Genomic DNA, 22388 nt, shown 5'->3' with positions numbered 1-22388 from the left:
TGCAATTGTGGCTGGAGGAATTTGGTTTTTGGCTGGTGTATTCTGTCTAGTTGGTTTTAAACTAATAAAAGGGCCAATTGCTACAAGATAATAGCCGGATTTGATAAACTCCTCCTTTTACCGATTAGACAGCTCCATGATACTCGATAAAAACTGGCGTATTCTTACCGTTGGCGATGGCGATTTAAGCTTTTCATATTCATTAGCAAAACATTTTGCTCCAGCACATCTTACTGCCAGTGTGTACGATAGTGAAAGTGAACTTAAGCATAAATATCAAGATAATGCTTTTGATAAGCTGCATGATTTAGGAGTTAATGTAGTGACTCAATTTGATGTCACTGAGGCGTATTGTTGGCAAAATGTGCCGTCGCATGCCTTTGATGCAGTTATTTTTCAATTTCCTCTCATTCCTGCATTTGGTTCGTTTGAAAGCTTCCAAAACCAGACCTTGAGCGTTAACAGTCTCAATCGGAAATTGCTGCGAGAATTCTTAATAAACGCAGCGGCTTATGCACTTGACCCAAATGGCGCTCAGCTCGGGATCATTACCTCAAAGGACGTAAAGCCCTATATTGAGTGGAATCTAGAAGGCAGCCTTGTCAACGGACTTGAACAATATTACCTCGGCCAATCTCGATTTGAGATTTCACAGTTCCCAGAGTATCAAATTCGCAATGTCGACCGTGATAAACACGTAAAAGACACCAGCGGTATTAGCTATTACTGGTCTGTTAACCCAGCTCACGCCATCAAAGAAAAGCTCAAAGTACCTGATTATTTGGGTGATAATTACTGCACTATCTGTAGGGCAGGCCCTTTTATCAATGACAGCGATAAGCTCGCACACTTGGATTCGAAAAAGCATAAAAATATGCAAAGGCATGAAAGTGCTTGGCTTAACTACCTGAGTACACAAGCAAAATTGGAACGATAATAAAAAGAAAACATTGAAAATAAAAAGTAACCAAATCAATAAATAACCATTTCAAAAATCAAGAAAGGCATAAAATATACAAAAGTAATTGAGCCATTATTTAGACACGATTAGACTAGCCTTATATCGCCATTTTTAAGCTTGTTATTTATCTTATTGGGGTCTCAATGCCACTACTTAGCCGCGACTTTGTCATTGCGATTTTATGCCTACTTTGCGCTATGGTCACCATTCAATCCGGTGCCTCTATTGCCAAGCAGTTATTTCCATTTGTGGGGCCCGAGGGTACCACAGCATATCGCCTTGGATTTTCAGCTCTTATTTTATGCTTGGTGTTCAAACCTTGGCGTCATATACCGACAAACTGGCGACCACTCATCGTTTATGGCCTATGCTTGGGCGGCATGAACATCACCTTTTACTATGCCATTGAGCGTATCCCTATTGGCATTGGTGTGGCATTAGAGTTTACCGGGCCGCTCGCCGTAGCACTGTTTTCATCTAAACGGAAACGTGATTATTTGTGGGTTGCATTTGCTATTTTGGGGATCTTGCTATTGTTACCAGATCTTGGCGATGTCAATGGTTTAGACCCTGTCGGTGTTGCTTTAGCCTTGGTTGCTGGCGCTTGTTGGGCAGGATATATTCTCTACGGTAAACGCTCAGGCAATGAAAGCTCCGGCGGGGTGACTGTGGCAATCGGCATGACGGTTGCTGCCCTTGCTATCGTACCGTTTGGCGTGGTGTCACAAGGTGCTGCATTGCTTGATTGGTCACTGATCCCATTAGGTATCGCGATTGGTTTATTATCCAGCGCCCTGCCTTATAGCCTAGAAATGGTAGCGCTTCGAAAAATGCCCGCACAAGGATTTAGTATTTTAATGAGCGTTGAACCTGCGGTTGCGGCGTTGGCTGGCTTTTTAATTCTCGGAGAGTTGCTGACTGTTTGGCAATGGCTTGCCATTTTTATGGTAATTACCGCTTCCGTCGGCAGTTCAGTATCCAGTAAAGAGTAGGTAGCTTAAGTTTCGTCTAACTGAATATGGTAAATAGAGGGAGTAGATTTACTATACTCCCTCTACTGTATCGATTTATTGTTAGTTAACTGTCGCTTCCGTTGCAACCGGGATCATTTCATCTGTTGACGTGTCTTCAGGGATTGCTTCTTCTTTCTCAGGGAACAGATACTTTTCAAGCCACTGCTCTTGCTCCCAAAGTACATGTAAAATACTTTCTCGTGCTTTATAGCCATGGCCTTCTTCTGGCAGCATCACCAGCCTTGCATTGCCACCTAAGCCATTCATTGCAGCAAACATACGTTTAGATTGCATAGGAAAAGTACCTGAGTTTGGATCTTCCTCTCCATGGATCATCAACATAGGTTCGTTGATTTTTTCCGCGTGAAAGAAAGGAGACATAGAGGCATAGACGTTTTGCGCTTCCCAGAAATTACGCGGCTCCCCCTGAAAACCAAATGGCGTCAAGGTGCGATTATAAGCCCCGCTTCGCGCAATGCCAGTGGCAAATAAATCACTATGGGCAAGTAAGTTAGCCACCATAAACGCCCCATACGAATGCCCTGCAATCGCAATGCGCTTAGGATCTGCTATACCTTTTTCTACTAAGGTATCAACAGCTGCCTTTGCACTCGCGACCAATTGCTGCCTAAATGTATCATTAGGTTGCGTATCACCAGTCCCCACAATCGGCATCGTCGGATCATCAAAAACAGCAATACCTTTTGCTAAATACGGCATTGGTCCCCAATAGCCAATATATGGGAATTGATAAGGCGATTCACGTACCTGCGAGGCAACAGCTTTATCTTTAAATTCGAGCGGATAAGCCCACATCAACACAGGTATACGACCTTTTGATGGGTCATAATCAGTAGGAAGATAAAGATTACCGGATAGCTCAACGCCATCATCACGTTTGTACTTGATTTGCTCTTTTACAACGCCTTTAAATGCGGGATAAGGGTGCGCAAACTTAGTTAGCTGCTCCAATGTATCAAACTGTAAGTCTCGGACAAAAAAGTTAGGTTGCTCTTGGCGTGACTCACGCACGGTAATAAAGCGCATCCCTTCGTCATCTAACATCGCACGCACTCTTTCGTAATAAGGTTCGCTCGACTGCCAAATACGAGTTGAAGTATTGGTTTTTACGTCATAACGATCTAAAAAAGGAATGTTGCCTTTCTCAGATGCACCGTTGCCCGTTAAAAACAAATACCTGCCTCCAACTAGCTTCAATACTCTTGAACCTAAATCACTATTTTCATATACAAAGTTGCCAGGATCTTTGTATGCATCATTAGCACTGCGCTCTGAAAACACCACGCGATTTTGCTCTGGATTACGCGGAGAAAATACAGAAGAACGAACACTGCGATCGGCAAAGCGCCATTCATTCAAAATCGCAACATTGTTATCGGCCCACTCAACACTCGAAAAACGACGCTCTACTTTTGCGAAAAGTTCAGGTTCCTTTTTGAATGGCGAACTAATCGTGTAAAGGTGGTCATGATAGTCAACCTCCACACTCATATCCCCACCATCTTGCGCTTCGGCCCATATCAGTGTCGCACCATGGTCGTCACGCCATTGGATCTTTCGAGGCCCTTCTCTCACGCTATCAAAGCCCGCAGGCAGTGCGTCGGCTAGCGGTTGTCTTGCAACTTCAAATAATGGATAGCCACGCATTCCCCACACTTGCCATACCGCTGGAAAACGGCTGTAAGGCACTTGGAATGAGAAGGGATCTGCCATCATACCAACCACTAGATTGGTAGAGTCTGGCGAAACAGAGAAATGTTTAAGATACGTTGGATTACCAATTTGCTGCGCGCTGGCATTCAGATTTAGCTTAATTAACTGCCCCTCAGAATAAAACTTAAATAGCTGAATATCATAGGGACTAGACAATAAATTCTGATAAGTGCGTGTTGATGCTTTTTTGCCAGATGTGGTTTGTATTATTGGCGTTAGGCTAGATTTATCTTTTGCGCTTGGCTGTTTGCCATGATTAATAGCAATATTTGCGATAATTGCAGTACTGTCTGGCAACCACTGGTATGGCGTTGAAGTCACCACGCCATTTAAAGTTGATTGAGTGAGCTGTTTAAGGTTGCGCTGCTCAATATCGTAAGCCCAAAGCGTAGCACTATTTTCTTGTTCAAGAATAAACGCGAGATAGCGGCTATCTGCACTCCAACTTGGCGACTTGATCTTGCCTTTAGGTAGACCTGTCACCTTAATTAAGGCACCGGTTGCGACATGTTTAAACTCAATAGAGCTATATTGGCGGCTGGAGGTCCGCATAAAGGTTTGCGGGTTGAACTTTATCCCCGCAAGCGCTTGCTCTGGCTGCCCAAGCTCTTCGAGCGTAAGCACCCTATTGCGCTGTAACAATGCCAACCAATTGCCGTTTGCACTCAATTTAGATGTAGGGATCAATGGTGCATCAACAAGCTTTGCCAGCTCTGGAGAAGGTGTCATGTAGCCTTGCTCTTGTGCACATACCGTATATGATACGGTAGTCATTAATATGATAAATGTGATTTGTTTTAATAATTTCACTGTATTTACCTATCTTCGGCGTTTAACGAATGATCATATAACGATTATCGGGAAATGTGCAGAGATTTGCGATTTAATGCGATGAAAACTTGATGTACACTTAGTCACTTAACCAGCCATAATTGATACGAATTAGCATGAACAACGATAAAAAACTCGCTAAGGTTACCATTTTTGATGTTGCCGAAGAGGCACAAGTTTCTAAATCAACAGTATCCCTTGTCCTAACGCATAGCGATAAAGTCAGCGATAAAAGCAAAGAGAAAGTACTAAAAGCCATCGAAAAGCTGGGGTATGTTTATAATCGCGACGCAGCAGCGCTACGTAGTAAAAAGTCTAATCTTGTTGCGGTTGTTATCAACGACTTAACTAACCCGTACTCTGCTCAGCTTGCTGTTGGATTAGAAAAGCATATTTACGCATTAGGTATGGTGCCTATGCTGGTAAATACAGGCGAAGACTTTAATCGCCAACGCCAAGTGGTTAACACACTTAAAGAATACAACGTTTGTGCTTTTGTTATGGTGCCTGCACCAAGTACTCCACGAGAGTGGCTGGACCAATTGGCTGACTCTGGATTTCCAGTTATTACTATTATGCGTGAAGTGGCCTTCGCGAAAGCCCCCTGTATTCTACCTGACAATAAAAAAGGGACTCACCTAGCAACGACTCACCTCATTGAGCAAGGCATAAAAGACATTGCTTTTCTCGGTGGTACTCCCGAAATCTCAGATTACCATGAGCGACTGTCAGGTTTCCAAAGCGCTCTAAAACTCAACGGATTAAATGAAGCGCAACCCGCAATCGCAGCTCCAACCAATCGTCAAGGGGGCCGGGAAGCGTTTAATACACTCATCGCCGACCATAAAGAGATAAAAGCTATCGTTTGCTTTAGTGACGTCATTGCATACGGTGCAATTGAAGCCATGCGCGAACACGGGCTGGTACCTGGTGAAGACATCAAAGTTGTCGGTTTTGACGACTTGCAAGACTCCCAGCTGATGAAGCCCGCATTAACGAGTGTCAGAATTGATGCCGACGACATCGGTAAGCGGACATGCCATACACTGTCCGAAATTTTAAACAAATCACAACCTGCCGTTAGAACCTTGGTGGATGTTTCATTACAGATCAGAGAATCATCGTAACTCTTAGCATTTAGCAATGAATGTAGCGCTATGACCTGTTTATAAAAAATGCAAATATTTGCGGCCAAAACTATAGACATTACTGAGAATCTGGATAGAATTCGCAGCAATCTTGGCCGCCAAATTTACCTATGAAAATAGTCTGTTGCGAATATCAAATTCGTGTGTAAAAACATAACTAAAATCTAGTAAAAGCAATGATATGTACCTTACTAGCAGCGCGTACCCATGATGAGCTCAGTTTGATTTTTTTAATTTCAAACACCATACTTTTTTAACATTTTCGCCAATTTACTGCATTCAGTAGAATTGGTATTACATATTTAAGGTTCTCTTTCGTTGAATAACGCAACCTTTACAGAGAAACGCCGCTTTATTGTGAAGTTAGGCAAAATGCTTCACAAATACGGTACCCCTGCCTATCGACTCGAAGCACACTTAATGGAAGTAGCCACTCACTTAGGGTTAAAGTCTTCCTTTGTCATGTCTCCGACGTCTGTCACTTTTGTGATTTGGACCGAAGGTCATGAAGAAGAATATACCCATGTGGCACGTGTTGACCCTGGCGACCATGATTTAGGTTCATTGGCAGATACGGATGACGTCGCAACACGCGTGTTATCTGGTGAGCTTTCGATCCAAGAAGCCGAGCTATGCCTTGAAGCCATTTTGCACGCTAAGCCCCCTTATAATAAGTTAATGACGGGTCTCGCATTTGCAACTTCAGGCGGTGCGTTTGCAATGCTGATGGGGACTAGCTGGAATGACATATGGTGGTCGGCGCTATTATCGCTTGTGGTCTACTTATTCGTGCTTTGGGCTAGCATTTCCAAACGTGTAACACATATGCTTGAACCTTTGGTCGCCATCGTATCAGCGGTTGCTGCTTGTGCAGTATCTGTGTACATTGACCCACAGATCAACATCCGTTTGGTGGTACTTTCGGCCATAATCGTGTTTATACCGGGCTTGGCGCTGGCGCTTGGGTTTGCTGAATTATCGGCTCGTCATCTAGTGTCAGGCACCGCAAGAGTCATGGACTCTATTATGTTGCTTTTTAAGCTCTACTTCGGTGCATTTTTGGGGATCAGTTTAGGGTTTGCGTTTTTTGGTCAAGTTGATTTTATACAACCATCACCATTACCACGTTGGACGGCTTGGCTTGCAGTGCTATTACTTTGTAGCAGCCTAGTTATTATCTTTAGAACAAAGTTACGCCATGCAAGTTGGTCACTCGCATCAGGCTTTATCGCCTACGCAGCCAGTATCAGTTCTGCTGTTTACTTTGATTATGCGCTTGGTACTTTTGTGGGTGCATTTGCAGTGGGAGTTTTTAGTAATATATTTAACCGTGTGGTAAATGCCCCTGCGTCCATTGTGGCAATGCAAGGTTTAATTGTGTTAGTACCTGGTTCTAAAACCTATATTGGACTTAATTCACTGATCGAAGGCCAAAGCTTTGTTCATGCGGATCATATTGGCCAACAAACCTTCTTAATATTTATGTCTCTTATCGCTGGCCTTATCTTCTCAAACGTTGTGCTGCCACCCAAAAAGAGCTTATAACGCACAAAAAGAACTGGAAAGTCGCCTTTCCAGTTCTTTGCAGTTGTGAATGTTAACAAAAAACAAAGTGAAATCACTCCAGTAAACTTAACTTGAACCGAAAACCACCGAGAAAAAATTATTTTATATCTATAAATTTCAATAAAATAAGAAAATACAAAGTAAAAGACCTCCAAATTCATAACTATTCATTTCAATTCAAGATTTAACAAACCCCGCTGGTGTTTAATCTTTCTCGAGGTCAACCTCTCAATCACAAGTAATACCAATTGTCTTAATTAAGTGGTCTATTTTGAGGCGAGAAAATCTTGTCGATAACAAGGCAAAAATTTTGCTATTTAGTTGCTCTAAATAAGAAATTTTTAACGCTGTTAGCGTCAGATTTACTCCTTCAAACTGAGCAAGTATTAAGGCTAATTGGTATATGCACTCAAGGGGAATTTATGTTTCGCAATAATAAGAAAAAACTAACTGTATTAATCAGCCAATCTTTGCTCGGCTCGGTACTTTTTGCACCGGGTCTAGCACTCGCTGAAGAAAACAACAATCAAGAAGCAGCTAAAAATGGTGAAGTTGAAGTTATTCAAGTCAGAGGGATCCGTGGCAGCGTTGTTCAATCACTCAATACAAAAAGATACTCTGACGCCATTGTCGATGCAGTAACCGCCGAGGACATTGGTAAATTTCCAGATCAAAACGTTGCCGAATCACTACAACGAATTACCGGTGTTTCAATCACGCGTAGTTTTGGTGAAGGTGAGCGCGTTAGCATTCGAGGCACAGGTGAAAGCCAAAACCGGACCTTATTGAATGGTCAAGCCGTTGGCTCAGCGGATTGGTGGACTAACTCAGCCGCGAGCCGTGGTTTTAACTATACAATGTTACCCTCTGAAATCATTTCAGGGCTTGAAGTGTACAAATCACCAGAAGCCGATATTGACGAAGGCTCTATTGGTGGAACCGTGATTGTTAGAACACGTAAGCCGCTTGATTTAGAAGCAAATAAAATCGCAGGTTCAATTATCGCACAGCACAGCGAGGTGTCAGGTGAAACCGACCCGCAACTTTCCGCTATGTACAACTTTAAGACCGATGATGAATCTTTTGGCGCTTTAATTTCTGTCGTGCGCCAAGAACGTAACTTGCGTCGTGATGGTATTGAAGCATGGTCTTGGACCTATCGTGATATCACACTTGAAGACGGTACCGTCGTCGACAATGTCTACAGCCCTGGCGGTGGCGGCTCTGCAATGTTCTCACAGCAGCGCGTGCGCACGGGTATAAACCTCGCCTTGCAATATCGTCCAAGTGAAAATATGGACATTGTATTCAATGCGTTAGACTCTACGCTTGAAGCCGATAATGAAAACCAAAACTTCCTGTGGTTACCCGGTTACGGCGGCTCACAATATACTGACATTACCGTTATCGACCACCCCGTAGTTGGCAAGATGGCCGTCGGCGGTACACTTGGCTTATCACCAGATGGTAATAACATTCTGGATGAGACCAAAGTACGTAACTCTGAGCTCAAAACCAAATCGTACGACTTAAAAGTTGAACATCAAGGGCAACTTTGGGAATCTTCGTATCACTTAGGTTACACAGAAGGTTCGGGTGGTTCACAAGCGGATCGCTCCGTTGGTTGGGAAGGCAACTATGTTCACAGCTTTGATGCGTCACAAGAGGAAGACGTAAAAACCAGTTATGCCGCCGATCCAAACGATGGTGATAAATGGAATTTAGGCTTTTTACGTTATGACAGCAATGATGTGAAAGATGATGAAACTTATTTTCAAGCCGATTTTAAACGCCCAATTGATGTCGCTATCTTTAACCAAATCAAGATAGGCTTTAAATATCGTGATCACAGTCGTTTTAATACCAAACACACAACGGATAATCGTACCGACTTAAACTGGAGTCTGGCTGATTACTCCAAAGCCATGCCTTCTGATTACCTTTCAGGTATAGGCTCGGCAGGCACAACGCGCAGCTATGCAATCACTGATTCAGACAAAATACGCCAAGAAGGTGATGCGCTGGGTTGGAATTACCGAGTATTGAAGGCCAGTACTTTCGATATCAATGAAAAAATTACCGCAGGCTACATTAAAGCGAATCTGGATGCAGATGGTCTACGCGGTAATTTAGGTGTAAGACTTGTAAATACCAAACAAACCTCATCCGCGTTTGCAGGTGAGTCAGGTTCTGAGGTTTGGACAACGGAAGAAAAGGACTACTTCGACATTCTTCCAAGCATTAACTTGGCAATTGACTTAGATGACGATTTATTAATGCGTTTTTCTGCGGCACGAGTTATGTCTCGCCCAGATTACGCCGATATGACCGCATCAACCTCATACAACCTAGAAACACAAACCGGCACTGGCGGTAACCCTGACATCGACCCATATAGAGCGACGCAGTTTGATACCGGTATCGAGTGGTACTTTAGCGACGCAGGTCTGTTTTCTGCGGTATTTTTCTACAAAGATATTCAGTCGTTTATCGAGAGCCAACCGGCACTTGAAACTCACGAAGGTAAAGAGGTACTGATCAGCCGTCCAGTTAATGGTAAAGCGGGTCGTATTCAAGGTCTGGAAGTCGGTTATCAACAAGAATTGTACGAAGGTTTTGGCGTTGCCGCTAACTATACCTATGTAGATGGTGAAGCCAAAGATGATGAAGGTAACGACATCACCATCCCAGGCAACTCTGAGCATACCGTTAACTTGAGTTCTTATTATGAAAACGAATTCATTAGTGCCCGTATCTCATACAACTTCAGAACAGGGTATGATACAGGTCGCGACTGGCCAGGATACATTGACGATTATGGTCAAGTAGATGCCAACCTTACCTATAACTACAACGAGAATGTGGCATTTATTCTTGAGGCCATCAACTTGACGGATGAACATACATTTAGCTATCAGGAAAAGGGAGTTGAGCAAGCACTAACGGGTGTCTATGCCGATGGAAGGCGCTTTAGCGCGGGGGTTAGATTTAACTTCTAACACCGAATAGCGAATGAAACTTTTACCACTAAATCTGGTCTTATTAGTCGTAAAGACATAGTTTCAGACTCGAATTAAGTCGCTTCCAAGCTAACACAGGTTCGACTTAGTAAACTCCCTGCCCGGAGTTCCAAAAAGCTGATAGCGTTTGCTATCAGCTTTTATTATTTAAATTTCCCTTATATTGTGGTTATATAGCCTATTAAAAATGACCATAGCAACCCCAAAGAGCAGTCCGAGGATGAGTAATCAATAAAATGCGCAACAATCTCATTTCTGGGCTTATTTTTTCATTTTTTCTGAGTATAAGTTGGCAGACAAAAGCCGATCTTTATGATGCTACCCTCGCCTATCAGAATGAAGAATTCACTCTTGCATTTTCTGAATTCAATCGCCTAGCTCAGTTAGGTAATGCAGACGCCATGTATAATCTTGGGGTGATGTATTTGTACGGTCAAGGAACCGAACAAAGTGCCGCAAATGCCTTTGCTTGGTTTTCATTGGCTAAAGAATTCGGTATTGCTGAAGCCTTTCAAACTGCGCAACTCGTTTTGCAACAGTCCGACGACCAAAGTGGCTTAAAGGATTTCGTAACACTTCAAAAAAATCGTTTAGCAGACACCTACTTACTTGATTCAACCCTTGCCCGGCTCAAACAACCCAATATCGTTTCTACGCCGAGTAAAACTCATGATGTATTACCTGACTACCCTGATGAGGCCGTACGGCAAGGGGTTGAGGGCTGGGTTTGGTTAGAGTTTGATATCGACCAAAGCGGTAAGGCAACCAATATTGAGGTTGTTGATAGCTATCCCAAGCATATATTCACCGCTAGCCTGTTAAATGCGGTAGAGAAGTGGCGCTATAGTGGTCCAAAACAAGCACACACCTTGATTTACCATTTTGCGACATATAAAGGCGAGCAATATCGCGAAACCTTAGCCATTCAAAAGAAGGCCTACGAAAAACAGCTAAGGAAGAATATTGACGCTGCAGAGCGTGGTGTGGCGCAAGTACAATACTATATTGCTAACTGGTTGAGTATGAAAGATTACAACGCGTATCAGCTGCTGCGTTATCACTGGCGCTCTGAAGAGCCGGTAAATGAGCTGTATTTAGCCGCAGCCAAAAATGGCTTGGACTTGGCACAATATCGCTTAGCAACTCAGCTTATCAATGTGGGAGAGCATCAACTTAGTGTACTTTGGCTAGAACACGCAGCACAGACCATGGATATCGCAAAATATCGCTTAGCGCGATCACTGCTTACAAAGGGAGAGCAGCAGGATGCTCCACGTGCGCTACAAGTACTTATAGAGGCCTCGAATAATGGCCATTTGCGCTCCACTCTTTTATTAGCAAACACTTATTTAACTCGTCTCAACGACAAAACTCAGGCCAAGACTTGGCTCCGCCATGGTCTCACCATCGATCCCGAACACCCTGAACTGCTGCTACTGTCTGCCAAACTTACAGATAATCAAGTAGAGGCCAAGAAGCTTGCCTCACAAGCATTGAAGTCGGCATCACAGCGCAATTGGAGTAGTAAAGCAATACGCTTATTCCAGCAAAAACTAGCTAACTAACCTGATGTAATGGTCTCCTCCCACACTCGGCATCGGTGTGCCATGATTGAATTGCAAACAATCGAAATGGGAGAAGACCAAATGCAGATTACAACAATCAGTATCGACATCGCAAAAAATATTTTTCATTTTATTGGATGTAACCTATCCAATAAGATTGTAGTAAAGAAAGCTATTAAACGTCGTCAACTACTGACTTATTTGGCACAAATGCCAAATTGTAAATTAGTCATGGAAGCGTGTGGAACCTCTAATTATTGGGGTCGTGAAATTAGCCAATTAGGTTTTCAAGTTGAGCTCATACCACCACAACACGTGAAGCCATTTTTGACGGGGAATAAAAATGATTACAACGATGCGTATGCAATTTTAATTGCATCACAGCAGGCACATATTCGCTCAGTTCCAGTGAAAACATTAGAGCAGCAAGATAGTCAAACAATCCATAAAGTGAGAGAGCTTGCAATTGGTCAACGAACAGCACTGAGTAATCAAATTCGAGGTTTGCTACTTGAGTACGGCATTGCCATTACTAAAGGTATCGAAAATGTTCGCAAAGAAGTGGCTGCTTTGTTAGGTGAGGAGCGAGTATTGACCGCGAGCTTTAAACAAGTGCTTAGCCAACTCTATAAACTCCTACAAGTGCTTGATGAAAGTATTGAAACGTACAATCAACAGATAAAAGAGCAAGTTAAAAACAATGAGATATGCGTCAATTTACAGAGTATTCCGGGCATAGGGCCAATAGTTGCAAGTAGTTACTTTAACGAAGTGGGGAATGGTAGTGGTTATACAAAAGGGCGAGATGTTTCAGCCTCATTAGGTCTCGTGCCCAAGCAACGTAGTACGGGTGGAAAATCAGTTTTGCTCGGGATAAGTAAGCGTGGTAATCGATATTTGAGATGTTTACTTATTCAAGGGGCGAAATCGGTTGTATCGAGAGCAAAGTATAAAACAGACCAACTGAGTCTTTGGATAAATCGACTTGTACAAACGCGAGGGCATAATAAAGCCTGTGTCGCTTATGCCAATAAAATGGCTAGAGTGGCCTGGGCAATTACAGTATCAAAAGAGGCATATCAAGCAAGATAAGTAGATTTCTTTCACCGAATTGCGAAAGTGACTGAAGTAGATGACATAACAGGTCAAACCGGCATATTGAAAACCTGTCGAGCTCAGGGGTAGCTAAATACCGATAACCTGATTAGGGCAATATGCGCGATTTACATCTAGGTCAGAGTTTCAAATAAAACTCATTAACAGACCGTATATATGACAGCAATCCTGTCCCTGTTATTTACTAAAGAAACCTTGCAATAAGGGAGGAGACCATATATGAGCTGCGGATAATTAATGCCTTTCTAGCAGCCAGTTTTAGCGCTAACTGCGTTGAATTCACTTCCAATAGCCAGCTATTGGTGCGTAAATTCGCCTTGTTTTCCCTAAAACTCTCTGGCTAGACAAGGAAAAAACTAAGTTGTGCTTTAGCAACAATGAGTTGGAACATTCCTTATCCAAACCTCAGGTTAACTAACTGTACCCAACCTGAGCTTCGAAAAATTGATATCTTCATCGGTCACCGTACTCCAGTAATACTATGTCACTTTCATAGTTGTTGATCCGATTGAATATGACCTGACTGCCATCAAAGCTTGCTAGTACCTGTAACTCGGTAAACCCCGCATAAAGGTGTAACCCAATTGGTTGAATTTCTTCGACCTTGTTTTCACTACTTAAATAGCGATAAAGCACCAATTGGTGACCTCGTTTCAGTACAAAATAAACCCCGTCTCGGTATACTGCTGGCTGGTAAAGAGATAAAGACCCACGTAACTGCTCTACATCAATTGTTTCAGTCAGCGCAGCAACTAGGTATTCCCTAACTTGTTCTTTGTACCCCACAAAGCTTGAGTTCTTCTGGGTCAGGGATAAATCAGACGAATGAGTCACCAGAGGTTGTTGCTCACTGCGCCCTTGAGATACGGTAAATTGCCATGCCTGCCATTTGGCTTCTGTCGAGAGCTTCGCTCGATAATACAGGTTTCTTCCATCCTGTGACCAATGCAAGTCAGCAACTTCTGCAAAGTTATCAACTACTTTTTTCACTTCTTTAGTAAAAGAGCTTATTAAATACACTTTATGCGACTTTGATAATACGGCGAGATATTCGTTATTAGGCGACAGCAAGAGCAAAATAGGCACTTCTCCCAGCGGCATCGTACCAAGCAAACTCGATGTTGGCCGAAAAGCATGTTTATGCCACAGCTCAAATTGTGGCGCATCATTATTTTTGGCTGTCACCGAAGCATATACAAAATGTGCGCCATCATCAGACAAAGCGGCAAGTAGATCCATCCTTGCGGGCGACGTCAACTGCTTTTGCTGTGCTTCGCTATGTGCATCTACAGCGAGCTGATAAAAGTTAATTTCAGCCACGCCCTCAGTGTGTGCCGAAGCACGCAAATGCGTATTAACATCAATCTCAGATATCGAACCAAATCCGGAGTATATCAACTGCTGCTCACGACCTTTTAGTACACTCAAGTTTTGTTTGCCGATAATAACCGTATCGTCCTCATAACCATGACTCAATGCCGAAAAAGATTGCTTGGAAAGTGTGGTAGTTTGCCTTTCAGGGTCCCCAAGTTGCCCCAGATTAAGCCGATAAACGCCCTGCTCTTTTACCTGATACAACAGCGCTTGTTGGTTAACTTGATAATGAGTTACATCGCGAATAGGCAACGCCGTAGTGTTGAGCACTTTAGGATGATTATCCGCAAAAGTGACCGCTACAGATTGCAAATAGGTCCCACCTTTATCCCAAGACTTAGTGATAAAATGACCCGCTCGATATTCAAGCCAAGGCGCTGAGTCTTGTGCGCTATTACAGCTGCCAAGCACGCTATCGCGCGCTAGTCGCCACATTTCTATTGGACCTTTAACGTGTAACGCCCGTACTTCACATGAAACCGGATCCGAGCGCGAATAAATCAGCCAGTTACCATCTAAAGACCAACTTGCCGACTCTTCACTATAACCGCTGCTTTTTATCGTATGGGTTGTTTTGGTCTCAAGATCATAGACCGCCAAATCAAATTGATCGGCTCCCTCAGCTAAATAGCTGTAAGCTAAATAGTTACCATTTGGAGAAAAGCGCACAAAGACTTCTGCACCCGGCGAGGATGTGATCCGAGTTGCAGTGACGGGCAGCTGTTGCAATTCATTTTGCCACTGCTTAGCAATAAAAACGCCAAGCAAAGTCACCACAAAACCCATAAAAAACCCGAGCAGCGCAAATTGTGCGCCACGCCCACGAGACAGCTCCTCTACTTGCTCAAGTAGCGTCGGGGCTTTTTCAATTTGTGCAATACATTGATAACCTAGGCGTGGTACCGTTTTAATTATTTTTGGCTCGTTTGAACTGTCACCAAGCTGCTTACGTAGCTGTACCACCAGCTGGCTAACAGAGTTATCACTGACAATAGTACCGGGCCATACGATATCTAAGATGGCGTCTCTGGTAACAACCTGTCCCTTGTTAGCAATCAATAGACGCAATAATGCCGCATGCTTCGCTTCGATGCTTCTCCAAGAACCGTCAACACACACAGATAAATTACTCAGGTCGACAAGTATCTCATTGATTAAAAAACGTTTATCTAAGTTTTCAACCATCAACTACTAAAAATTTGTAAAACTATGGTTAGGCTCGTAATAAAAGCGTATTATGAGTATCAACTAAAGGTAACTTACTCGTATTATAAGTTGAGCACAATGTCAGAATTTCTCATCCGAACAGTTTCTTGTAGCGCATTCTTTATCACAGCTGCAAGTTATGCCGTTGAGCAAAATCAGACAGCTGAAAATACCATAGAACGCATCGAAATCCGTGCCTTCCATGACAGCGTTGTCAAGTCTCTCAGTAATAAACGCCACAATCAACAAGTTTCAGATACGATCAGTGCTGAAGACATAGGTAAGTTTCCAGATAAAAACGTGGCAGAGGCGCTGCAACGGATCACCGGTATCTCACTCTCTCGAGCACAAGGTGAAGGTGAACGGATTGGCGTGCGAGGCACAACCCCCGAGCAAAATAGGACCTATTTGAATGGTCAATATCTCGCCTCCGCTGACTGGTGGATCTCAAGTCAGCCAAGCCGTGGCTTTAATTTTACTTTATTACCCAGTGAAATAGTCTCTAGCCTTGAGGTGTTCAAAACACCACAAGCTATGCAGGATGAAGGGTCATTAGGTGGTGCAATCAATATAAAAACCCGCGATCCTCTGCTTACGTCTTCAGGCTATGGCGTTGTAACGGCCCAGTTCCAATACAGTGACTTGAGCGATAAACTCGACCCACAATTATCTGCAATTTATAACTACCATAGCGAAAGTGGCGACTATGCTGTGCTTTTTACTGCAACACGGCGAGATCGCAGTCTCAGACGCGACGGCTTAGAATCTTGGGGATGGCACGATAGGACGTTATACCAAGGTGATGATGATACTTGGTACGCCACCCAGCAGACCCCACAAGATAAAAGCCAGACGTTATGGTTTCCTGGAGGTGGGGGTTCGGCGATTTTTCAGCAGCAAAGAGAGTTGCAGGCTTATACAGTCAATGCCGCGTTTCAGCTTTCCCCACGACTTAGGTTAAATAGTCACTTACTTTATTCTCACCTAAACGCAGACAACAACAATCAAAACTTTCTCTGGCAAAGTGCAAAGTCTATTGACCTAGGCGGCGGGGTAACCGATTTACAAGTACAAGATGGTACTTTGGTGAGCGCCAACTATTTACCCACAGCAGCGCCGTTCAATACCAGCATGGAAGCCATTTGGCGAGACTCGCAGATCAGCACCAAAAGTGCCCATCTAGACTTGGTCTATGATGGCATTTATTGGTCGAGCCAGTTTCAAGTGGGCCTAAGCCACGGCTCAGGTGGCACCAAAGAAGACGTCACGTCACAGTTTTCTGCTAATACCCGTTTTCACGTTGATACGTCAATGCGAAAAAATATCGTCGCAAGTTATGGGACTTCACCGTTAGATGCGGCGAGTTGGTTTATCACCGAAGCTCGAAATGACAGCCAAGATGGCAAAGATAAATCATACTTCGCGCAAGCCGATTTTGCGTACGATATCGACTTTAAACAGGTCGACGCGATTAAATTTGGCATTAAACTCAAGGATCATCAACGGGACTTTTTGCGCTATCGCTCCAAAGATGGAGGGCTTGATGGTTTAGCCGGCGAGCTTGGCACTACACTGGCCGCCTATCCGAGCACTTTTGTGGATGATTATTTGCGCGGCGTAGGTAGTGCAAACACCTTAAAAAACTACAGTTATGCCGATATTACGCTGCTCGCCAAAGACTTCGGTACGCTCAATTTTGAACAAGAGATAGAAAAGGCCAGTCGTTTTCATATTACAGAAAAAACCGCCGCCGCTTACGGTCAAATGCAACTCGCTGGTGAATCCTATGCAGCCAACATTGGGGTACGGGTGGTCAAAACCTTTCAAGACTCTGCCGCATTTAAACGTGTCGCCTCCCCCATCGAAGCGCCCGACAGCTATGTTTGGCATGAAGAATCTCGGGATTACATCGATATTCTACCCAGCGCCAATATCAAGTTTGATTTAAGCGAGAGTCTAGTTGGCCGTTTTTCCGTTGCGCGCGTCATGTCACGAGCGCAATTTCACCACCTTATGCCCTCAACCAATTACAACGTGACCCAAGCTCAAGGACAAGGTGGTAACGCCAGCCTAGATCCATATAGAGCGGCGCAGTTTGATGCCAGCCTTGAGTGGTACTTTGACGATGCCGGACTCGCCTCAATCGCCTTATTTAATAAGGATGTGGAGTCTTTTATTGAGTTTGAGCGGAAACTTGAGCGTCACGAAGGCATTTTGATGTCTATCGATAGACCCAGTAATGGCGCTGGCGGCAGTATCCGTGGCGTTGAACTAAGCTACCAGCAGACACTTGCGTACGGATTTGGGTTAATCGCCAATTACACCTACGTTGATGGCGAACGTGACAACGCTGACGTTGGCTTACAGGACAAAGTGCCAGGCACCTCAAAACACAGCGCTAATCTCACCGCTTACTACGAGAACCACCAATTTAGCGCACGGCTTAGCTATAATTATCGAACCCAGTTTGCCACCGGTGTAGGAGAGACCATGATGGATAATTACGGCCAATTAGACGGCAGCCTCACGGTGAAATTAAGTGATAACCTTGATGCGCAATTTGAGTTTATTAATTTAACCGACGAACAAATCTATACCTATGATCGCAATGAGTACGCACCAACAGGGGTATATGTGAATGGTCGGCGCTACTACGCGGGGTTAAGATACCAATTCTGATTTGCATGATAATTGCGCCTGTACAAACCCTAAGAATAGGTCCAGCTTTGCAGAATGCTCTCGTTTCACTTTATATATGGCATGCAAAGTAACTTCGGGTCTATTTTGCTCGGGGAACAGTTCAACCAAAGCGCCCGAATCGATATCTCGTTGGCAGAAATAAGACGGTAGCATGGCAATCCCCAATCCTGCCAACACCGCCTCTCGAATGTGAAAGCGACTGTTCGCTATCAAATTACCTTGCAGAGCATAACTTCGAGCTCCGTCATGCCAACTATCTTCAACATGATTAAGTTTAGATAACAACATGTTATGCCGACTCAGTTCGCTCAATTGCTCGGGCTTCCCGTGCGTGGCCAAATAGCTCGGCGTGGCTACAAAAGTCGAGTTTATATTGATTAATTTCAAAACATAAAATTGACTGTCTTTGAGTGCAGCAGACAGCCTAAAAGCCACATCAATCTCATCTTCGATAAGATCCTGATTTGCTGCGGTAAACATCAGCTCTAACTTTATTTGCGGATAGCGCTTTTGAAAATCGATACAAATTTGGCTCAGTAGCATACGCCCTATCGTATTTGGAAAGGTTATTTTTAGGTGACCAGATTGATGCACTCCAACCTGTTCGACTTCTTCTTCCAAATCGCGTAGCGCGCGAAGGATCTTTTTCCCTTTTTCGTACACCAACTTACCGGCATCAGATAATGCGAGTTTACGGGTTGTTCGATTTAAAAGTACTTGTCCATAAGACGACTCTAGCTGAGCTATCGATTTACTCACCGCTGATGTCGTGGTACCGAGCTGCTCTGCAGCTCGGCTGAAGGAGTGCTGCTCAGCGACACAACATAATATTTTAAGTAAGTGAAGTTTATCGTATTCCTTTCTCATTATTTCCTCTTGGGAAAAAGTCTTTACACCAAATGAATATATATTAACTAAAAATAAAAAGTAAACTTAACTCAAAAGAAAATAAAGGACATCAACATGATCACCACGTCGTGCCACTGCGGCCAGATCCACTATCGTATTTTCACCACGACAACAGCCAACGAAATATGCGCTGGTGTGCAGTTTATTCAGGCTCATGGTCTTATCGAAAATCCCTGTAAATCTCTCGAACGATTTGTGGTGCCGCATTCGAAAGCTCAAACCATTCAAGAGCATGGTTTTTGCAAACACTGTGGTGCTTCTATCTACATCATGGATGACAAAGGCAACATTTCGTATGCACTTAATCACCTTATGCCGTTTCAGGCTGATTATTCAGGCGTGCTGAATTTTGGCCTATAAAAGATAGCTGCTTCACTTTATCAGGCTTAACCGACAATTAATCGCAAACATTGGTTTTTATTCTGGTGACAAGTAGAATGCCTAAAAACTTCATCTTGAAGTTACAACAAGTGAATGAAAATTTAGGATAAATAATGAAACTACTTAAGTCTGCTTTGGCTTTAGCAATGGGCTTCACCAGTGCTGCAAGCCTCGCAAGCGATACCATCACTATTGAAGACATCCCAAAGATCCAATCGGTAAGCTCAACGTCGGTGAGTCCTGACGGCGAACTCGTTGCTTTTACTCGCTCTGTACCGCGCGAGCTTTACGTTGACCAAAATGGTTCGAATTACAGTGAACTTTATGTGATTGACGACGAAGGTGTAGAGCGCCCATTTATCACCGGTAAAGTGAGCATCTCAAGCATCTCTTGGTCGGCCGACGGTCAGTTCATTTATTTCCTAACCAAGAAAAAAGAAGACAAGCAACGCGCCCTTTATCGCATCGCGGTAAACGGTGGGGAAGCACAGAAAGTGCTTTCACTAAAAGGAACTGGGATCTCGGCTTATAGCCTAAGTCCTGATGGCAAACAGGTTGCGATCCTTGCAATGCCAGCTGCCGATAAGTCAGAAAAAGAGCTGAAAAAGCTTGGTTTTATGGCTGAAGTGTATGAACTGGGTTTAAAAAACAAACAGCTTCATATCATTGATCTTACAGCATCAGAAAAACCGCTGACTCCAGCGGCACTGAACATCGAAGGCTATGTTAGTGAAATCAACTGGGCTGACGATGCCTCTAAATTACTGGTAAAAACCCAGCCAACAGCGCTTATTGATGACAAGTATATGAAGTCACAATGGCATGTACTTGATGCGAAAACACAACAAATTACCACGTCATTCAAAACAGAAGGTAAGCTTGGTACCGCAGAGTTTTCTCACGATGGTAAATACATCGCTATTTTAGGCGCTGAAGACAAGCACGACCCGGCAACTGGTCGCTTGTACCTTGCCGATGCACAAAGCGGCAAAGTAGAAGAGTGGATCCCAAACTTTATGGGTCACATCGGTGATTTTGAGTGGTCAAACCGTAAGAACCAGCTGACTTTTGTCGCAAACGTCGGCGCTGAAAGTTTTGTTGGCCAAATTAAAGTTGGCTCAAACAAATACAAGAAACTTATCAAAGAAGGTAAGTTTATCGCATCGAATCTATCAATCTCTGATTCAGACAAAACCATTGCCCTACGTGCGAATACAGCTAAGCACCCAAATGAAGTGTTTGTGATCCGCTCAAGCAAGGCAACTCGTCTATCAAACTCAAACCCGTGGTTAGACAACAAACGTTTTGCAAAACAAGAGGCTATTAACTTCAAAGCCCGCGATGGTGTTGAAATTGGTGGCGTATTAATTTATCCACTTGATTATCAAGAAGGTACGCGTTATCCACTGATCATGTCAGTGCACGGTGGTCCTGAAAGCCACGATAAGAATGGCTGGCTCACGAGCTATTCAGATCCAGGTCAAATGGGCGCAGCACGCGGCTATGCGGTATTCTATCCAAACTACCGTGGTTCGACAGGTAAAGGCGTTGATTACTCAAAACTTGGCCAAGGCGACTACGCAGGTAAAGAGTTTGACGACTTAGTAGATATGAAAGAATACCTAGTCAATACCGGTTTAGTAGACACCAAGCGTGTTGGTATTACTGGTGGCTCTTACGGCGGTTATGCCTCTGCTTGGGGTGCTACAAAACTAACTGAACACTTTGCGGCAAGCGTGATGTTTGTTGGGGTAACTAACCAACTATCTAAGTTTGGTACTACCGATATCTCAAACGAAATGTACCTAGTGCACGCTCGCTCTTACCCTTGGGATAAATGGCAGTGGTACCTAGAGCGCAGTCCGATTTACTGGGCTGGTCAATCAAAGACGCCATTACTAATTATGCATGGTAAAGATGACCCGCGTGTACACCCAGCACAATCTATGGAGCTATATCGCTATATGAAAGTGCAAGGTAAAGACGTACGTCTAGTTTACTATCCAGGCGAAGGTCACGGTAACCGCAAAGCAGCGGCTCAATATGACTACAGCTTGCGCTTGATGCGCTGGATGGACAACTACCTAATCGAAGGCAAAAAAGACATGCCAGATTATGAAATTGACCACGCGGCGAAGCTAAAAGCCGTTAAAGACGCGAATAAATAAGTAAGCAAGCTTAGGGGCGCTAATTTGCGCCCTTTTTTATCAAGGAAAAAAGATATTGCATTTAACTACAATCAAACTCGACACAGAGCGATTCACACTTAGACCCCTAACTTTACAAGATGCCGAAGCACTATTTGCCATATTCTCGGACGCAGGCGTCATGCGCTATTGGAACACGCCACCTTGGGAATGCCTTGACGATGCAACGCAATTTATCAAGCAATCACACGAAGACTTGACTACGCAACAAGCGATCACACTGGCCATTGTTTCAAAAATTGATGAAGCATTAATTGGCAAGTGTTTACTATTTAGCTGGGATAAAGAGTCACGTCGCGCCGAAATTGGCTTTGGTATTGCCAAATCTCACTGGGGACAAGGTGTCATTCAAGAAGCAGGCTCTGCACTCATTGACTATGCTTTTTCAACACTACAGTTAAGGCGTATTGAAGCAGAGATTGATCCCGCTAATACCGGCTCAGCCAAAGTACTGGCAAAACTTGGGTTTACTAAAGAAGGTCACTTACGTGCTCGCTGGGAAATTGCTGGCGAAGTTTCAGACTCTGCACTATATGGCTTACTTGCAAGCGATGTAAACTAACCAAACTAATAGCCTTTTCCCTAAATTAAATTAGCTACTTAATCACTTTAAATCAGCGACATACTTAATGTCGCTTTGAGAGCTAACCACCAATA

Annotated in this window: 14 protein-coding genes; 11 read left to right on the top strand and 3 right to left on the bottom strand. The window is 43.7% G+C overall.

From position 1 onward, the window contains the following. Positions 1-136: 136 nt before the first annotated feature. Together PPIS_RS22050 and PPIS_RS22045 are read left to right on the top strand one after the other, a co-directional pair. The gene (locus PPIS_RS22050; protein WP_010379355.1) at positions 137-937 is read left to right on the top strand and encodes a Rossmann-like fold-containing protein; all 801 of its coding nucleotides are present in this window, start codon (positions 137-139) and stop codon (positions 935-937) included. Positions 938-1104: 167 nt separating this feature from the next. Next, positions 1105-1953 (top strand): EamA family transporter, encoded by an 849-nt coding sequence (locus tag PPIS_RS22045; protein ID WP_010379358.1) that lies wholly within the window; start codon positions 1105-1107, stop codon positions 1951-1953. Between the two features lie 81 nt (positions 1954-2034). On the opposite strand, the gene PPIS_RS22040 is transcribed toward PPIS_RS22045, so the two are convergent. Further along, on the bottom strand, positions 2035-4518 hold the full coding sequence (locus PPIS_RS22040) for a S9 family peptidase (RefSeq protein ID WP_010379360.1): 2484 nt from the start codon (positions 4516-4518) through the stop codon (positions 2035-2037). A gap of 137 nt (positions 4519-4655) precedes the next feature. On the opposite strand from PPIS_RS22040, the gene PPIS_RS22035 reads away from it, so the two are divergent. From PPIS_RS22035 to PPIS_RS22010, 5 genes are all read left to right on the top strand, one after another. Then, the gene (locus PPIS_RS22035; protein WP_010379361.1) at positions 4656-5666 is read left to right on the top strand and encodes a LacI family DNA-binding transcriptional regulator; all 1011 of its coding nucleotides are present in this window, start codon (positions 4656-4658) and stop codon (positions 5664-5666) included. A 339-nt stretch (positions 5667-6005) separates the two neighbouring features. Next, complete coding sequence (locus PPIS_RS22030) at positions 6006-7232, top strand: threonine/serine exporter family protein (RefSeq protein ID WP_010379364.1); 1227 nt, start codon at positions 6006-6008, stop codon at positions 7230-7232. A gap of 443 nt (positions 7233-7675) precedes the next feature. Continuing rightward, positions 7676-10252, top strand: coding sequence for a TonB-dependent receptor (locus PPIS_RS22020; RefSeq protein WP_010379367.1), 2577 nt, complete (start codon positions 7676-7678; stop codon positions 10250-10252). 257 nt (positions 10253-10509) lie between these two features. Then, complete coding sequence (locus PPIS_RS22015; RefSeq protein ID WP_010379369.1) at positions 10510-11838, top strand: TonB family protein; 1329 nt, start codon at positions 10510-10512, stop codon at positions 11836-11838. An 81-nt stretch (positions 11839-11919) separates the two neighbouring features. Continuing rightward, positions 11920-12930 (top strand): IS110 family RNA-guided transposase, encoded by a 1011-nt coding sequence (locus PPIS_RS22010; protein ID WP_039956069.1) that lies wholly within the window; start codon positions 11920-11922, stop codon positions 12928-12930. Positions 12931-13407: 477 nt separating this feature from the next. Here the strand turns inward: PPIS_RS22010 and PPIS_RS22005 are convergent, their stop codons facing one another. Next, positions 13408-15513, bottom strand: a complete 2106-nt coding sequence (locus PPIS_RS22005; RefSeq protein ID WP_010379310.1) for a winged helix-turn-helix domain-containing protein — start codon at positions 15511-15513, stop codon at positions 13408-13410. A 99-nt stretch (positions 15514-15612) separates the two neighbouring features. Between PPIS_RS22005 and PPIS_RS22000 the strand changes: the two genes are divergently transcribed. Continuing rightward, positions 15613-18213 carry a TonB-dependent receptor gene (locus PPIS_RS22000; RefSeq protein WP_010379312.1) on the top strand — a complete coding sequence of 867 codons (2601 nt, stop codon included), beginning with the start codon at positions 15613-15615 and terminating at the stop codon, positions 18211-18213. On the opposite strand, the gene PPIS_RS21995 is transcribed toward PPIS_RS22000, so the two are convergent. Further along, positions 18196-19101, bottom strand: a complete 906-nt coding sequence (locus PPIS_RS21995) for a LysR family transcriptional regulator (RefSeq protein WP_010379313.1) — start codon at positions 19099-19101, stop codon at positions 18196-18198. The two genes, PPIS_RS22000 and PPIS_RS21995, sit on opposite strands and share 18 nt — an antisense overlap. A 96-nt stretch (positions 19102-19197) precedes the next feature. Between PPIS_RS21995 and PPIS_RS21990 the strand changes: the two genes are divergently transcribed. The 3 genes from PPIS_RS21990 (at position 19198) to PPIS_RS21980 (ending at position 22293) form a co-directional block, all read left to right on the top strand. Next, complete coding sequence (locus PPIS_RS21990) at positions 19198-19503, top strand: hypothetical protein (protein ID WP_010379315.1); 306 nt, start codon at positions 19198-19200, stop codon at positions 19501-19503. Between the two features lie 134 nt (positions 19504-19637). Continuing rightward, on the top strand, positions 19638-21692 hold the full coding sequence (locus PPIS_RS21985) for a S9 family peptidase (protein ID WP_010379317.1): 2055 nt from the start codon (positions 19638-19640) through the stop codon (positions 21690-21692). A gap of 55 nt (positions 21693-21747) precedes the next feature. Continuing rightward, positions 21748-22293: a GNAT family N-acetyltransferase gene (locus PPIS_RS21980; RefSeq protein WP_010379320.1), complete on the top strand. Its 546-nt coding sequence runs from the start codon at positions 21748-21750 to the stop codon at positions 22291-22293. Positions 22294-22388: the final 95 nt, after the last annotated feature.

This window comes from Pseudoalteromonas piscicida (genome assembly GCF_000238315.3).
GTDB lineage: Bacteria > Pseudomonadota > Gammaproteobacteria > Enterobacterales > Alteromonadaceae > Pseudoalteromonas > Pseudoalteromonas piscicida.
Note: the sequence above shows the minus strand (reverse complement) of the source record. Positions and strands in the feature narration are given on the sequence as shown.

Excerpts from the sequence above, each read along its gene's own strand:
- PPIS_RS21990 (WP_010379315.1), top strand. The coding sequence starts at position 19,198 with ATGATCACCACGTCGTGCCACTGCGGCCAGATCCACTATCGTATTTTC.
- PPIS_RS22005 (WP_010379310.1), bottom strand. The coding sequence starts at position 15,513 with ATGGTTGAAAACTTAGATAAACGTTTTTTAATCAATGAGATACTTGTC.
- PPIS_RS22050 (WP_010379355.1), top strand. The coding sequence starts at position 137 with ATGATACTCGATAAAAACTGGCGTATTCTTACCGTTGGCGATGGCGAT.
- PPIS_RS22035 (WP_010379361.1), top strand. The coding sequence starts at position 4,656 with ATGAACAACGATAAAAAACTCGCTAAGGTTACCATTTTTGATGTTGCC.
- PPIS_RS21995 (WP_010379313.1), bottom strand. The coding sequence starts at position 19,101 with ATGAGAAAGGAATACGATAAACTTCACTTACTTAAAATATTATGTTGT.
- PPIS_RS21985 (WP_010379317.1), top strand. The coding sequence starts at position 19,638 with ATGAAACTACTTAAGTCTGCTTTGGCTTTAGCAATGGGCTTCACCAGT.
- PPIS_RS22020 (WP_010379367.1), top strand. The coding sequence starts at position 7,676 with ATGTTTCGCAATAATAAGAAAAAACTAACTGTATTAATCAGCCAATCT.
- PPIS_RS22045 (WP_010379358.1), top strand. The coding sequence starts at position 1,105 with ATGCCACTACTTAGCCGCGACTTTGTCATTGCGATTTTATGCCTACTT.
- PPIS_RS22015 (WP_010379369.1), top strand. The coding sequence starts at position 10,510 with ATGCGCAACAATCTCATTTCTGGGCTTATTTTTTCATTTTTTCTGAGT.
- PPIS_RS22010 (WP_039956069.1), top strand. The coding sequence starts at position 11,920 with ATGCAGATTACAACAATCAGTATCGACATCGCAAAAAATATTTTTCAT.
- PPIS_RS22000 (WP_010379312.1), top strand. The coding sequence starts at position 15,613 with ATGTCAGAATTTCTCATCCGAACAGTTTCTTGTAGCGCATTCTTTATC.